The sequence below is a fragment of the Mesorhizobium sp. L-8-10 genome (assembly GCF_016756635.1).
In the GTDB taxonomy this organism is placed as follows: domain Bacteria; phylum Pseudomonadota; class Alphaproteobacteria; order Rhizobiales; family Rhizobiaceae.
Map to the genome: position 1 here is coordinate 7,361,833 of NZ_AP023263.1, position 15,483 is coordinate 7,377,315.

Genomic DNA, 15,483 nt, shown 5'->3' on the forward strand with positions numbered 1-15,483 from the left:
TTTCCCTCACTCCACTCGCCAGCAGGCGGCCATATGCTTTGGCCCCACCTGAACAGCGGGGGGGTCCTCTTGCCGACAGCGATCGTAGGCCAGCGGGCAGCGGGGATGGAAACGGCAGCCTTTCGGGATGCGCGCAGCACTCGGGACCTCGCCCTGAAGAGCGGGCAACTCACGGCGATGGGCATCCGGGCGGACCTTCGGCGTGGCGTCGCGCAGCGCGATTGTATAGGGATGGCGCGGGTTCAGCGTGATCTCATCGGCCGTGCCGATCTCGACCAACCGCCCAAGATACATGACTGCGATTCGGTCGGCGATCAGCCAGGCGATCGGCAGGTCGTGGGTGATAAAGAGAAGCGCCAGGTTCTGCCGCGCGCGGAGTTCGGTAAGGACTTGAAGGATCTGCGCGCGGATCGACACATCAAGCATCGACACCGGCTCGTCGGCGACGATGAGCTCGGGCTTCACCGCGAGCGCTCCGGCAATTACGACCCTCTGACGCTGTCCGCCCGAGAGTTCGTGCGGAAAGCGCGCAAAGAACTCGGCCGGAGGACTAAGCCCGGCAGCCGCCAGGGCCTCGCTCACCCGCTCGGTGAGCTGACGGCTGTTTTCCACCAGCTTGAGCGAGCGCAGCGGCTCGGCCACGACGTCGAACACGGTGTGCCGCGGGTTGAGCGCCTGATAGGCGTCCTGGAAGATCATCTGCACCCGACGCCGATACGGGCGCAGTGCCTTGAAGCCTTGCGCCGAGGTCATGTCACCGCCCTCGAACAGCAGCCTTCCGCCGGTCGGCTGCACCAGCTTGGTGACCACTCGGCCGAGCGTGGTCTTGCCGGAGCCAGACTCTCCGACGACCGCGACGATCTCGCCACGACCGACAGTGAGATTGATCCCGTCGACCGCGCGCACCCCGCCACTTTGCCGCCCCAGCAGGCGGTCGAAAACACCGCCCTGTATCGGGTAATGGACTTGCAGGTCCTCGAGACGCAGGACGTCAGTACCGTCACGCATGGGCCGAAACCTTCTCTAAAGGCTGCACATGGGAGTATAGGTGACAGGCCACGCATCCCTGCTCGATCCTCTCGAAATCGGGGATTGCAGCCGAGCAGATACCCATAGCGGAGGGACATCGCGGGTGGAAGGCACAGCCTGACGGGCGGGTCTGAAGATTGGGGGGATCGCCCGGGATCGACTGGATCGTCCGGTTGCCACTTGCAGGATCCGCGATCGAGGCGATCAGCAGCCGGGTATAGGGATGGCGGGGTGCGGCGAAGATATCGACCACGCGGCCCTCCTCTACGATGCGCCCGGCATACATGATCATCACCCGATCGCAGGTCTCGGCAACCACCGAAAGGTCATGGGTGATCAGGACGAGACCGAGGTTGAGCCGCGCCCGCAGCTCTCCCAGCAGCTTGAGGATCTGCGCCTGGGTGATGACATCGAGCGCGGTGGTCGGCTCGTCGCCGATGACGATCGAGGGGTTGCAGGCGAGCGCCATGGCGATCATCACCCTCTGGCGCATACCCCCCGAGAGTTGGTGCGGATAGGCCGCACCCCGGTCCGCCGGGATGCCGACGAGCTCGAGCAATTCCATTGCTTTCGCTCGCGCTTTGTCGCGCGACAAGCCGAGCTTCAGCATGCAGGGCTCGGCAATCTGCCAGACTACCCGATGCATCGGGTTGAGCGCGTTCATCGCCCCCTGGAACACGACCGAGGTCTCGCTCCAGCGATGCGGCCGCATCGCCGCATCGTCGTCTATCGGCAGCCGCTCTCCGCGATAGCGGACCGTGCCCGCGCTGACCGCTGCATTGGGCGGCAGCAGGCCTGCGATCGCCATGGCGGTCGTGGTCTTGCCACTGCCGGATTCACCAACCAGCGCGATGGCCTCTCCGGCCTTGAGCTCAAAGCTCACGTCGCTGATCGCGGGCAGTGACCTGCCCTTCGACCGATATTCGACAGACAGTCCATCGACCGACAGAAGCGGCGCGCTGCCCTTTTGAGTGTTGTCTGTCATGGGATCACGCGCCGACGTGGATTGAAGCTGTCGTCGAGCGCATTCCCGACCAGGACGAAGCTCAGCGAGACCGCGAGCACGGAGACGCCCGGCGCGCCGAGATACCACCAAGCGCCCACGCTTGCGGCTCCGGCGCGCTGCGCCAGATAGAGCATCGTGCCCCAGGAAGGCTGCAAGGGATCGCCGAGACCGAGGAATGAGAGCGCCGTCTCCGTATAGATCGCGCCGGCGACGACCAACGCGCCATTGGCAGCTATCTGGGGCACGAGGTTCGGCAGGATATGCCGCATCATGATCCCGAGATCGCTGCTCCCTACCACACGGGCCCGATCGACATACTGACGTTCTCGCAACGTCAGCGTCTGGCTGCGCACGATGCGCGCGACGAACCCCCAGCTCGTCAGGCCGATGACGAGGATGACCACAAACAGCGAGGGCCGGAACCCGAAAATCGTTCCCCCACGCCCGACAACCTCGAGAAGGACCGGCGTGATGACCAATGCCAGGACAAAGGTGGGGACGATGAAGAAGAAATCTGTCAGGCGCATCAGCCAGACGTCGACCCTGCCCCGATAGTACCCCGATATCGTGCCGACCGCAGTGCCGACGATGAGGCTGATCACGGTAGCCACCAGCGCGATCGTGAGCGAGACCCGGGCACCATGGACGACGAGATTGAGCACATCACGCCCGACCTCGTCGGTACCAAGGATATTCTGGCCATTCGGCGATGCGAGGAAATCCCCGGTTGCATTGGCCGCCGTCTGCAGCGGGCCGACAAGGAGGCTTGGCACCGCCGCCAAGACGAGAACGAAGGCAAGAATCGAGAGACCGATCCGCGCGCCGACGTAACCGGTGAACTTGCGGAGAAAGGCTCGGGTCGCGCGCAGCCGGACGTGCGTGCCGAGGTTTGTCGCAGCTTCGCTCATTGTCTCACACGGGGGTCAAGAAGGCCGTAGGTCAGATCGGCCACGATGTTAGCGATCACAATCGATGCGCCGAGCATGAGAAAGATGCCCTGTAGGACGGGATAGTCCCGCGCGTTGAGCGCCTCGACCGTCAGCCCACCGATACCCGGCCAGTTGAATACGGCTTCGACAGTGATGGCCCCCGCGACGACATAGCCGAGGTTGAGCGTGATCAGGGTCACGACCGGCATCATAGCATTGCGGAAGGCGTGACGCATCAGCATCTGGCGACCGGTCAGCCCCTTGGCCCGGGCTGTGACCATGTAGTCCTCGGTCACGACGTCGCTCATCGCAGCTCGGGCGACCAGAACATATTGCCCGCACAGTCCCAGGGCGAGCGTTGCGGCCGGCAGCACGAGATGCCGTAGGCGGTCAGCGAGCCAGTCCATTGCGCCTTCTGCGCCACCTGTCGGCGAATAGGCTCCGTAGCCGGGAAGCCAGCCCAGTGTCGTGCTGAATACCAGCACCATGAGCATGCCGAGCCAGAACGTCGGCGTGGAATAAAGCGCCAAGGATATTCCCGTGGTCAGGTTGTCGACGGCCCCGCCTCGTCGCCAGCCGGCATAGAGGCCGAGCATCACGCCGAAGACGATCGCAAAAAGCTGCGACACCCCGACTAGGGCAAGTGTGGCCGGAAGCCGCACCAGGAGCAGGTCTGCAACGCGCTCGCCTCTGAACTTGAAGCTGTAGCCCAGGTCCCCATGCAGGGTTGCCGCTATGTAGTCGACAACCTGGTCCGGGATCAGTGGCCTATCGAGGCCCCATTGCTTGCGCAGTCCATCGATTTGCTGCTCGGTCACGCCGGAGCGTGCCCCGGCCAGCAGAAGCTGGCCGGGGTCGCCGGGGACCACTCTGAACAGGATGAAGTTGAGCGACATCACCATCAGAAGCGTCACCAATGCCCTGATGAGAATGCGTCCGACGCGTCGGCCCATTTGAGTTTCTGCTCCTTCTACTGTGATCCAGGCGAAAGCCGTCAGACCGGCTCCAGGCCATCGAAGGGGAAGTAACTCCACTGCGAGATCATATCATCGTTTGGCCCCCACCCTTTAAAGCAATCCTTTCGACGCGCATCCAGCGCGAACGGGTAGGCCAGCACGATATAGGGAGCTTGAGTGTAAATGATGCGCGACGCTTCGTCGACCAGCTCCTTTAGCCTCTCGAGCTTGACCGTACCTTGCACCTCCGAGTAGATCTTGTCGAATCTCTCATCACTCCAGGATGCTTGGTTATAGTGGCCGCCGGTTTGCCCTATGTTCAGAACGGTTTTGGGGTCAGGAGACGGCCAACTCTGTGCAACTGCAAGATCCCAGCCTTCGCCGCCCTTTGCTGGCGCCGACAAGCGGGCTGACAGCGCGCCGGCATCAAGCTGGGTCACTGAGACCGGAATGCCAACCTTCCCGAGCCAGCCAGAGATAAGCTGCACGGCAGCGAGCGGCGTCTCATATTTGCCTGACAATGTTCCGGTTATCAATTCGAGTTGGAGGTCCTTTCCGTCCTTGTCCTTCCGGACCCCATTGCTCTCGGGATAACCGGCCGCGTCGAGCCGACGAGCCGCCTCCTTGGGATCAAAATGGCGCCGGATGTCGCTCAGATCGGAATAGAAATCGGTCGCCACAGGCATCACGATGCCAGCGCCAACAGCGGCGTGACCCCTGTAGGCGCGATCGACGATGACCTTCAGGTCGATCGCATAGCCGATGGCATCGCGAAATGCCGGATCCTGCAAGGCCTTGGTGCTGCCCGCCCCCTTGCCGGAGGCCGTGTTGAACATGAGGAGGTCCCGCTGTTCGATGGGCGACTCCCCGACTATGATTTCGGGGTCCTTTGCTAGATTTTCCCACTGTGCCACAGTCAGACCAATGCCAAAGTCGAGGTTGCCGCTCTTTAGGCCTTGGGCGATGGGATCGGCTGATGTGAAGAAGTTGAACACCATGCCGGATGTCTTCGGCTGACCCGTGCGGAAATACTTGTTCGGGGCAAAGCGCGCGAACTGACCCTGCTGGAACTCTACAATGATCATCGGGCCGGATGCGACCAATGGCGGGTCGTTATGGAAGGTGCTGCGGGCATCCGCGTAGCTTATGTCCTTCCAGATGTGCTCGGGCACAATCATCGTCCAATTGTCGATAGGCCAGCGAGAAGGTGTCTTGGTCACAATCTGCAAGGTTTCGTCATCTAGAGCGCTGATCGACTGGGCGTTGTCCAAGCTGTCCGTATTGTTATAGCCGACGTTCAGCTCGTCGGGCTTGCCCAAAGAACCCTTTAGATAGTTAAATGTGAACGCAGCATCCCTGGCCGTAGCTGGCTGGCCGTCGGACCACTTCATACCGGGCCAGATTTTAAAGGTCCAAGTGAGGTCGTCATCGGCAACCGACCATTCCTTGGCGAATCCTTTCCGGCCTGAGTGACGCAAGGCGTCCACACCAACCAAAGAGTCATATGTGAAGACGGTCGGCCAGAAGGAACTCCATGTGGCGAAAGGATTCAGGCTGTCGGGTGCGACGATTGCTCCAATGCGCACCACGCTATTACACGCTGCGGCGAATGCCGCCGACTGCATGACAAAAGGCGCCGCAGATCCGGCCAGAATTGTCTTCAAGGCCGCACGGCGGCTGATTGCATGTCTGCCTTCAATTCTCTTTTCGGTCGTCATCTTGCTGTCCTCCCTGTGTTTCTTCCCAGTGCTTCTGTAGGTTGCTTACGCTATCGGCCTTCTAGCCCCATCCCGCAACAAGAGAGTCTAAGACTATCGGGCATCGAGTGCTGATTTTGTGCGTTATTGTTGGTCCTGCGCCTACTCTCTGCATATTTGTGGAATGAGCGCCGAATTTCTGCAGACGCCCGCCGCAAAAAATTCACCGTACACCCAATGATTGCAGAGCAAGGCGACTGGGTTTTCGACGCAGGCTCGGAAAAACCGGCGAACCGTATCGTAATGCGACGTTACCGATGATGTACCTGTTCCGAATGGGATGGGCAGGTCGTGCCATTCGGTTCGGGGGACGGATGGCGGAGCTCAGCGTGGCGACACGACGGAACTACCGGCGATCGTGAAGCGTTATCCAGCGGCATGTCGAGAAGCGGCGCATTGTGATGCGCTCCTGGCGATAACCGGCTATCATCGCGATAACCGGCTATTATCGCAAGTACGCGATTTGTCCGTCGTCAGCAAAGGCCGTCTGCGGCCAAGAGCCATAGCTGCGGTTACGGCAGTGATGTCCGTGAATCGCTGATCATGCTCTGGGAGGCTTCGGATCGGCTGTGTTCCAAGCGCCTTAAGCCGTTGATCCCTGCCTTATTGCCTGCGCTTGAGTGACATGACCGGTTGGCACTCAATGAGACGCTCTTCGGCAAGCTGCTGACCGTAAGCCCGGCGACGATTGACTGAGGTCTGCATCGTCACTCGAGGCGGCCAGCGCCGCCGGGCAGGAATGAGTTCGGCAGTTCGCCGCTCGTTCCAGTTCGCACCTTCGGCGATTGGAATTATCCGCCGCCCCTTTTGTGGGGCATTCGGGCACGTCTTCATCGGGAGCTTCGTGCAGACGATGGTGCTGGCCGACATTGCCACCGGCTCGACCGAATGCATACCGTCCGCCGCGCGACAGCCGCAATGTGATCACGTCGATCAAGCAGGCTCGCTCGCCGTTCCCTTTCCATTGCTGGGTGTCGACTTTGACAACGACAGCGCATTCATGAATGCGCTGGTCGTTTCCTGGTGCGCAGCAAGTATCTGGAGGTGACGCGCGCGCTCGCTTATCGAAAGAACGACCAAAGCGCATGTGAAGCAGAATCACGGCGCCCTCGTGCGCCGCCTAGCGGGCTATGGCCAGCTAGTCGCATGGGTGCGACGGCGGCCCTTGAACGCCTCTAATGCTTGGCTTAACCTCAATCTGTTCAAACCGTCATTGAAGCTGCAAAACACGGATTGGCGCCCCGCGCGATCAAACGCTACCATTCGCCAGTTCGACCCGCAGCCCGTGTTCTTGCGCATCCGAAACTGGTCGAGGCGATAAGGCGCCGCTACCGGCAATAATGGAGACAGATGACCTGGTGCTGCTGTTTGCCGGCATCCGTGCCGCACAGGAGACCTTAAAACGCGGGTGCGAAATAAAGCCGCCGTTGGTCATTGATCTCCGGTGCTTTGCCGCGAACTTGAAAACACTCTGGAAGAACGGCGAGACACCCCAACAGCGACTCTATCGGCGGACGAAGCCCAGCGGAAAGGACCAGCATCTACGAGCCCTTTGAGGCGCGGATCAGGGAACGGCTAAAGGAAGATCCCGCCCTCTCGTGGAATCAGTCAACGGGCGCCTGAGGGACGAGTGCCTCAACGAGCATCTGTTCCGCAGTTATCGCCGCGCCAGCGACGTGGTTGAGGACTGGAGGATCGACGACAACCTGAACACTACGACCTGAATCGACCGCGTACGAGCCTCGACGGACTCACCCCAAAGGAATTGCAACCCGGTCCAGATCGGACCACAACGTGAACAGAGCTAACTTATAGACGGGGACAAAACCGATAGCAGGTCAGGTCGTCTCGAACTCTGACCAGTTCACGCCGGCTTTCTCTCTGCTCCAGCTCAGACAGGTTAGCCAGACCCTGCTGACCGCTCGATAATTGTGCGGGCTGCGATGATCGCCACGGTGCGCGCCCATACAGCGATAAGCCTGCGCAGTCAGTGGCGGGTGCGTGAGTCGCCAACCCTCCTGGCGCAACGCCGTCAGCTTGCGCGCCAGGCGTCTTTCTTCCGATTTGCGCTTCATCTCTCCAGTTCTTGGAACGCGTGCTGGAAGGCGGAGTTCAAGCAGTTGTCGATTGTTGGATTGGTGAGCATTTTTTGATTGGCCGCCTAACGACGACATGGTCATTGTGCAGCGACTTCAGCCATCATCTTTATCAGACGCTCGGAGAAGGCGGAGTCTGAGCCGCTGGCGTTCTCGAGCACGCTGAGATAGGCGACGACGGTACCGGTGTCGGGGTTTGCGAGTAGGAATTGGCCGCCGTAACCGGCGTGGCCAAGCCAAATGCCGTCGGTGAACGTCTGGCGGCTATAGCGCATCCAGTCGCACGGTTTCTGCCAAGATGGACCAGGACTTCTGCGAGTGTCTTCGATGAAGGTGGCATCGCCGACGCGACGGCCGTCGATGCCCTCCCCCTTGCGCACAAACAGCAGCCCATAGCGCGCGAGATCGCGAGCGGTGAGGCACCCGCCTCCGTCGACCAGCGGCACACCCTCGCGGTCGCAGGTCATATGTAAGCACCCCTCCAAACCGGCCGCCTCGACTAGCTCGATAAACCAATCGCGTAGTGGCCGACCGCTGGTGCGCTCGATGATCCAGCCGATAACGTCGCTGTTGGCAGACTTGTAAAGAACCTCTCCAGTGGGGTTCATCGGGTCTTCGCTGGTGATTCTGCAAAGAAATGAGCGGGTTGTCTCCTCCTTCTTACCCTCCGGCGGTAGACGCCAACCGACCGCACTCTCCAAGACTTCGCCGCCGGACAGGGAGTCACCGTAGTCATCGGTGTAGATGTTGGCGACGTTCATGTCGGCGACCGCGTTAACCGTCGCCTCCGCGTAGCCCGTGCCAATCTCCGGGAGATAATTTCCTACTCGCTCATCAAGGTTGATGAAGCCAGCCGCCACGGCGCGGCCTAGCATTAGGTTGAGTGTCGTCTTGGTGATAGACATGATGGTGTGCGGCTTCTCGGGTCCGAAGTCTGGCGCATAAGCTTCGTAGAGGATGCGATCGTCGCGCACCACAATGAAGGCCGAGAAATGCGGCATGGCGAGGAAGCGTGCGACCTCCGGGCGTTCGCCGATTGTCCAGTCTACCTCCTTCCTGAGCGGCAAGACTCGGGGGGCGCGGATCGAAAATGCATAGCGCACCGTAGTGTGAAAATTGTGGAAGCCGCCACGACGATGGTCTGGCAGGTTCCAGCGCGCCTTGTTGTCGAAGAGGGTTACCAAGTCGGGATTGGCGATCGAGGTAAGCGTCATGTGGCGGACCCTTTCACGTTGGAGTTGTTCCGCTTAATGCGCGGATTGTAGTACAGCTACGTTTCTGCGAGCCACTTTGATATACCGTTGGTGGTTGTCTGGCTCGGAAAATGACTTTACATTTTCGACTTCTGCGAAGTTCCTGACTAGGACTTTGTTACTTCGTTTATTAACCCGCCGCCTATTACCGCCTGGCGAGCCTGGATCAGACAGCGTTACTCGGATGCGCAAATGGGGGCGCAGCTTTTAGTCAGAACTGGTTCATTGGGAGGGTAGCCTACTAACTCGATGCCATGGCATGTTGACAGCGTCGATGGGCTTTTCACACGCATTTTCCTACTCGTCGATCGGCAACGCTAAGGATATCTTAGTTCTATCCATTACAACCATTGTTTTGATTTCTTTGACATCTGGGTTTTCATAAAGAAAGTGGCGAGTGAACCTTTCATAGCTCAGCATGTCATGTGCGGAGATTATGAGAACGAAATCTGCATCGCCGGCTACATAATATGCGCTCATAACCTCAGGCGTGCGACGGATCGCCTGTTTGAACAGGTCAATGATATCTGGGCGATCGCGCTCAAGGCTGATAGACATCAGAGTAATTACGGGTCGACCGACGGCTTCCGGCGAAACTATGGCAACATCAGCCTCAATAACACCAGCATCTCGAAGCCGCTTTAAGCGTCGTTGACAAGCGGTGGCTGACAGACCAGCAAGTTCACCCAATTCTCCCGCAGTCAGGCGGTTGTTCCGTTGCACGGCGATGAGAATTGTCCGGTCAACTCGATCCAAATCCATCATCAATCTCTGCTAAATCCGAGTTATCGCGCGCCGAAAACCTGCGCCCACTTGCAGTTCTGAAGCGCGCTCGTGTGGGGCAATCGGTGGAAGCCTTGTAAGACAACCTTGAGTAGTTCCACCGCTCGCGCCTCAGCCGCCCTGCTTGGTGAGCCCGAATACCGCAGATGACTGTCGTTCGCCTGCCTGATTTGGCCCTTGTTCCGCGTATGCGTGAGCGGCGCCCCGTCGACCCAAATTGCCCTCGTTATGACCCGTCCCAGCATCATCGATCTAGTCCTGCACCTTCGACGCGCCCTATCGCTTTGCTACGCCTCAAGACGAGCCTAGCGAGGCGAACCTAGCAGGCTCATGAAAAAGGCTCGGAGATACCCGTTTTGAATCTGATTTTGTGCTCGGTCTGATTCTGATACGTTTGGTGAACAAAACGGTTTTTCAACAACCTGCTAGAGCAGATCGGATTGTCGCGGGCATAATTACATCCTTATGCTTTCGATCATGGCGGGCTGTAGCCAAGTACAGCCTTTACTTCGAGGTATTCTTCCAAGCCCCACTTGCCGTTTTCGCGTCCATTGCCGGACTGCTTGTAGCCGCCAAAAGGCGCGGCGCTGTCATGTGGTGGATAATTCAAACGTATGGTGCCGGCGCGCAAACGGCCCGCCAACCTGCGTGCACGGTCAAGATCTGACGATTCGATATAAGCCGCTAATCCGTAGATTGTGTCATTTGATAAATTAATCGCTTCGTCCTCATTGGAATAAGGCATGATCGACAGAACTGGCCCAAAGATCTCTTCACGTGCGATGCTCATTTGGTTGTTGACATTGGCAAAGACAGTAGGGCGCACAAAGTAACCTTGTTTGTGTTCCTGAGGCCTACCAAGGCCACCTGTTACAAGCTCGGCTCCCTCGTCGATGCCAGCCTTTATCAGACGCTGCACCTTGTCGAACTGAGCTTTGCTGGCTACCGGTCCCAAATTCGTGCTGGGGTCTCGCACATCCCCAACAATCAAGTTTTCTGCAGCTACTTTAGCGACCGCCTTCGCCTCATTGTGGAGCTCGGCGGGCACAAACATACGGGTGGGCGCGCTGCACGCCTGGCCGCTGTTTAGCATAACCTTCAGAACACCCGCTGTGACAGCTTTCTCCAAGTTGACATCTCCCAAAAGAATGTTCGCCGATTTTCCGCCAAGTTCTTGCGCGACACGCTTGACAGTTCGCGCGGCGGATTGAGCGACGAGCACCCCGGCGCGTGTCGATCCGGTGAACGAGATCATATCGATGCCGGGATGAGCTGACATTGCTTCGCCTACTACGGCGCCATCGCCTTGAACCATGTTGTAGACGCCTGCGGGGACGCCAGCAGCATGCAAAATTTCAGATAGAATGATCGCACTTAAGGGCGCCACTTCAGAAGGTTTGAGGACCATTGTGCAACCTGCGGCGAGGGCCGGTGCTACTTTAACAATAATTTGGCCAATCGGCCAATTCCACGGGGTAATCATGCCAACTACACCTATTGGCTCCCGAACAATATTAGTTGTGCCTTGCAATTCGACAAAATTATAGTCCTTCAGCACGTTTATAACACTACTGATCGCATCCAAGGCGAGATGCCACTCGCGGGCTACTTGTATTGGTGCGCCCATCTCTTGGCAGAGCGTTTGAGCGATGTCTTCTTTTCGTCTTTCATATTCTCTATATATATTATACAGCAACTCTAGCCGTTCCTTCTTCGTGGTGGTAGAATAGGATGAGAAGGTGGCGCGAGCAGCATCCACCGCACGGTCGACATCTCGGCGCCCGCCGCCCGCGACCCAGGTCAATATCTGCTCCGTTGACGGATTTATCACGGGTAAACTTGTTGGCTGCAGCGGTTCGATCCAACGTCCGCCTACATAGTGTTCAGATTCATGCTGCATTTAATCCTCCATGCCTCCGTCGTCATACGAGTTGCGTCGGTTTGCCAGCAAAATGCCTTAGAAACACGTGTGTCACCGCGGTCGATAGACCTGTGGGCTGCTAGCGAACCAGGATGTCCTTTCCTAACGCCCGGCACCTCAGCAGCGCCCAGGCTTCTGCCGGCAGACCTGCGCGTCTCTGCAGGATAATTTCTGGCCAAGGTTGGGCCGCATCATAGATGGTTCCATTCACCAAGCCCGGAATAGAGGAAGCCAGGGATTCTTGCAGTTCGCCCTCGGCGTCGAAATTCCGGTGGCACCAGGCCACAGCCATATGCCCTTCCTCGTCCAATTCCATGCAGCATACGCTGCTAATAGGTGACGGCTACCAGTCAACCAGCGGTCACCGCCGAATACGCGAAGTCTAGCTTTTGAGATACCGCAGTATAAATGGTTTTCAGGCCAGCCCTGGCGCTTATTCGAGCTACATAATCGACGACCTGCTGAGCTTGCGGATCACGATTTTTAAAGGGAATGGCGTGATTATCTCTATTAATCAGACACGGAAAAAACCCGGCTGATTTCAGATTCTTACCGTCGAAGTCGCAAGATCCAACCATCGTCATTCGAGCGTCGGCGTGAAATGGAGAAAGCGGGTACCCTTCACGAGGATAAATCGCGTATTCACTTTCCTCCTTGAACTTGTCTAGGTGCGGCTCCATAGTTTCCAAGCTAGGCAAGTCGAACACGAAATGCCCAAGCCCATAGAAGATCGGCTTTTCTTTATAGATTTCAATGCCGCGAACGAAATGGTGATGGTGTCCCAGGACGATGTCAGCGCCCGCTTCGACCGAAGCATGCCCCAAGATTTTCTCATACTCCGTGATATATGAGGGAACACAAAGGCCCCAGTGATGGCTGACGACGACGACATCGACTTTTGGCCGAAGATCTTCAATCGAAGCTTTCATAAATTCGACATCCTCCGGGTACGGAAATGTTCGAACAGCTGGGACTGTCCCAGGGTCAAAGTAGGCCCATTCAGGGATATAATATTGAGAGTGGACCCGAATGGCTGAAAGTCCAGGCACCGAGTTGCGAGCTTCGTAACCAGGACAATAAACGCAGGCAAAGCTGAGGAAACCAACGGTAATGCCATTCTGGTCAATAATAACCGGTGATGTTGCCTCTCTCTTATTAGCCCCGGCTCCAACGGTCACGACGCCCTGGGAATTTAGAAGCTTGATGGTATCACTCAAACCGTCATACCCAGCGTCAAGTATGTGATTGTTAGCTAGTGCCATCACATTAAAGCCGGCTCGAGCAAGTCCTCGACCGTTTTCCGCTGCTGAAACGACCCGCCACCCCGCGCTGGGAGCAAACTGAGGTCGGTCAGTATATGCACCTTCGCAGTTGCCAAAGACCAGGTCGATGGCACCCAAAAGCTGATTGCTGCCAACAAATGCATCCGACGGATTGTTGCGATTTACAAATACATCGCCTACTGCACCTAATGTCCAATTCATCAAATTGTCCCCGGTTAGTCATTTCTCTGAAACATCGAAGTAAAGTGATCTAACCAACCCAGTGTCAGACGATTAATGCAGCCACATATAGATCGCAGTATTCTCTCTGGAGTGGTAAGGCACGCAGCATAGTCATTGGAGCTGACACCGGCTTATCTAATAACGTAGCGAGGCTAAGACGGGAGCCTCGAAGGACGTTCCAAGTTGTTCTTTTAGCTTTCCGTTCAATGCAAGAGTTCATCCTTGCGTGCTTTCACTTCTTGCAACGTTGTCACTTGTTCCTTTGATCTAAGAGGCTGTGGTTAAGCTATTGGCAGCCTGCAACTGTCGAACTAGGGCGTCGACTGCTTTGGTCACTGTGGCGGCCTTTAAAGGCTTCGGCGTTTCGGCTAGCTTCGCTCTAGCTTCGCGCTGTACTACGTTGCGCAATCCAGGAGGCGCCTGTAGCACAGCATTCGCAAAGGCTACGCTTGCTTCGGCCGGCCAGCCTGCTTCATACTCGCTTCGGGCATGTCCATACGCAAAGACTTGCACCTCAGCCGGAGTCACCATTTCGGCACGCCGCCGCTCTGTTGCCGGAACGTCCAGAACGCCACCGCGGATTACCACGCCGTAGATCGTGTAAGCTTCTTCTTCATCCAACATCTCGTTCGTAACATCCTCGACGACCATCGCTACTGTGCGTTTGACCGGATCTCCGAACCCGCCCCCCGATGGGGATATCATCTGTAGCACATCGCCGCGCTGCACCTTCAGCAGACCAACCTGACCGAGCGCCTTTTTCTCGCCGGCCCGCAGTAACCATGTCTCACCGCATCGGCCGGGATGTCCGCCTGCCACAGACCAAGGCTCAAACTGCAGCCGTTGCAGACCGCGCACGTTAATCTCAGCCTGGTCGCTCTGGCATTCCAGCTCGATGTGTACCGACGCGCCTCCCCGATACTGGCCATGCCCAAAACTAGACGGCACCAGCGCATGCTGCCGCACCAGCAGCGGCGTTTCTGATTCCACATTCTCGATCGGCGTACTCTTCAAAAAGCCGAGCATGGTGTCAGTCGCATCAACACCGTCCCCACTCACACGACCGCCGGAGCCGCCAGAGAAAGGCTCGACCACCGACACGCGCTTGCGACCGCTAATGGCATCCTGCCAAGCCACGCTAATAATGCCGGCCTGTCCAGCGCCGCCAGCCGTGATGCCACCGGGAATCGCCTGGTTCAAGCAACCTATCAGAGCATCATAGCAGCGCATCGCGGTTACCCAGCGATTGCCCATCGCCGCGGGAAACTGAGCATTCATCACTGTGCCAGACGGTGCCCGAGCGCGAATTGGCCGCACTACCCCACCATTCGGTGGTATTGAGGGCTCCATCGTCATGATGTAATTAACCAGTCCGGTGCACAGCATCGAAGGCGCCTGCCCTTCCGAGTTGAAGTTCAAGGCGGCGTTCACTTGCGGATCGCTGCCTGCAAAGTCGATCTCCGCCTCATCGCCCGTAATGCGCAACCGGCAGCAAATATGTATGGAATCGTCCGTAGTGAGACCCTCAAGGTAGTCGGAGAACTCATATTCGCCGTCGCGCAGCCCGGCTATCACCAAACGCGCCTTTGCTTCGGCATAATCTAACACGTCATCAATGCCCTGGCGGAACGTGTCAACGCCTACACGATCGCACAACTCGCCCACCCGCCGTTCGAGCAAGCGCATCGCCGCCATCATCGCTTCCAGGTCGCCCCACACTTCGTCGCCGATCCGAGAGTTGTCCTTTACGAAGTTAGCAACATCTTGATTCAATTCGCCAGCCCGCATCAGTTTGGTGGGCCGGATACGAAAGCCCTCTTGGAAGCATTCATTGAGCTCGGGTGCGATACTGGTCGCAACGGCGCCGCCGATATCGGTGGCATGTACAAACGACCATGCAAATGCGATCAGCTCGCCACGATAAAAGACCGGTTGAGCCATATGGATGTCCATCTGGTGCGTGACCAGCCCGCCGGTACTGAACGGATCATTGGAAATCATTACGTCGCCCGGTACGAGATCAGAGAAATGCCCGATCAGGCCCGTGATCGAATCTCCTACGCCGTCGGTGGTGCCGCTGAGCAGTGGGAAAGCAAATTTCTCGCCGTTCGTTCCTGCAAGCGCAACCTGGAAGTCTTGCGTCTGCTTCACAAAGGTGGTGTGTGCGGTCCGATAGGCGAGCATGGCCGCTTCCTCTGCTATGGCAGAGAAGCGATTTTTCATGATTTCAGTGCGTGCAATGTCCATC

At 57.8% G+C, this 15,483-nt stretch carries 11 protein-coding genes and 1 pseudogene; 2 read left to right on the plus strand and 10 right to left on the minus strand.

Annotated features, from left to right (window positions below; all coding sequences use genetic code 11):
- Window positions 1–6 precede the first annotated feature (6 nt).
- From JN280_RS34325 to JN280_RS34345, 5 genes are read right to left on the minus strand one after another with little or no spacing between them, the layout of a single operon-like run.
- Window positions 7–1,008 (minus strand): ABC transporter ATP-binding protein, encoded by a 1,002-nt coding sequence (locus JN280_RS34325; protein WP_202308736.1) that lies wholly within the window; start codon window positions 1,006–1,008, stop codon window positions 7–9.
- Complete coding sequence (locus JN280_RS34330) at window positions 1,001–2,014, minus strand: ABC transporter ATP-binding protein (protein ID WP_202308737.1); 1,014 nt, start codon at window positions 2,012–2,014, stop codon at window positions 1,001–1,003. The genes JN280_RS34325 and JN280_RS34330 overlap by 8 nt, the downstream gene beginning before the upstream one ends.
- Window positions 2,011–2,943: an ABC transporter permease gene (locus tag JN280_RS34335; protein ID WP_202308738.1), complete on the minus strand. Its 933-nt coding sequence runs from the start codon at window positions 2,941–2,943 to the stop codon at window positions 2,011–2,013. Before JN280_RS34335 ends, JN280_RS34330 begins: the two co-directional genes overlap by 4 nt.
- Window positions 2,940–3,917 (minus strand): ABC transporter permease, encoded by a 978-nt coding sequence (locus JN280_RS34340; protein ID WP_202308739.1) that lies wholly within the window; start codon window positions 3,915–3,917, stop codon window positions 2,940–2,942. Before JN280_RS34340 ends, JN280_RS34335 begins: the two co-directional genes overlap by 4 nt.
- Window positions 3,918–3,958: 41 nt before the next feature.
- Complete coding sequence (locus JN280_RS34345; RefSeq protein WP_202308740.1) at window positions 3,959–5,638, minus strand: ABC transporter substrate-binding protein; 1,680 nt, start codon at window positions 5,636–5,638, stop codon at window positions 3,959–3,961.
- A 778-nt stretch (window positions 5,639–6,416) separates the two neighbouring features.
- On the opposite strand from JN280_RS34345, the gene JN280_RS34350 reads away from it, so the two are divergent.
- Together JN280_RS34350 and JN280_RS39755 are read left to right on the plus strand one after the other, a co-directional pair.
- Window positions 6,417–6,725, plus strand: a complete 309-nt coding sequence (locus JN280_RS34350; protein WP_202308741.1) for a hypothetical protein — start codon at window positions 6,417–6,419, stop codon at window positions 6,723–6,725.
- 547 nt (window positions 6,726–7,272) lie between these two features.
- A pseudogene (locus JN280_RS39755) lies at window positions 7,273–7,492 on the plus strand (integrase core domain-containing protein); the annotation flags it as partial.
- A 361-nt stretch (window positions 7,493–7,853) separates the two neighbouring features.
- On the opposite strand, the gene JN280_RS34360 reads toward JN280_RS39755, so the two are convergent.
- From JN280_RS34360 to JN280_RS34385, 5 genes are all read right to left on the minus strand, one after another.
- Window positions 7,854–8,987: a serine hydrolase domain-containing protein gene (locus JN280_RS34360; protein WP_202308743.1), complete on the minus strand. Its 1,134-nt coding sequence runs from the start codon at window positions 8,985–8,987 to the stop codon at window positions 7,854–7,856.
- Between the two features lie 336 nt (window positions 8,988–9,323).
- Window positions 9,324–9,788, minus strand: a complete 465-nt coding sequence (locus tag JN280_RS34365; protein ID WP_202315226.1) for an Lrp/AsnC family transcriptional regulator — start codon at window positions 9,786–9,788, stop codon at window positions 9,324–9,326.
- 496 nt (window positions 9,789–10,284) lie between these two features.
- A complete protein-coding gene (locus JN280_RS34370; RefSeq protein ID WP_202308744.1) occupies window positions 10,285–11,709 on the minus strand; it encodes an aldehyde dehydrogenase family protein in 1,425 nt (474 codons plus the stop codon).
- A 371-nt stretch (window positions 11,710–12,080) separates the two neighbouring features.
- Complete coding sequence (locus JN280_RS34380; RefSeq protein WP_202308746.1) at window positions 12,081–13,214, minus strand: CapA family protein; 1,134 nt, start codon at window positions 13,212–13,214, stop codon at window positions 12,081–12,083.
- A gap of 288 nt (window positions 13,215–13,502) precedes the next feature.
- Window positions 13,503–15,482: a hydantoinase B/oxoprolinase family protein gene (locus JN280_RS34385; RefSeq protein WP_202308747.1), complete on the minus strand. Its 1,980-nt coding sequence runs from the start codon at window positions 15,480–15,482 to the stop codon at window positions 13,503–13,505.
- Between the last annotated feature and the right edge of the window lies 1 nt (window position 15,483).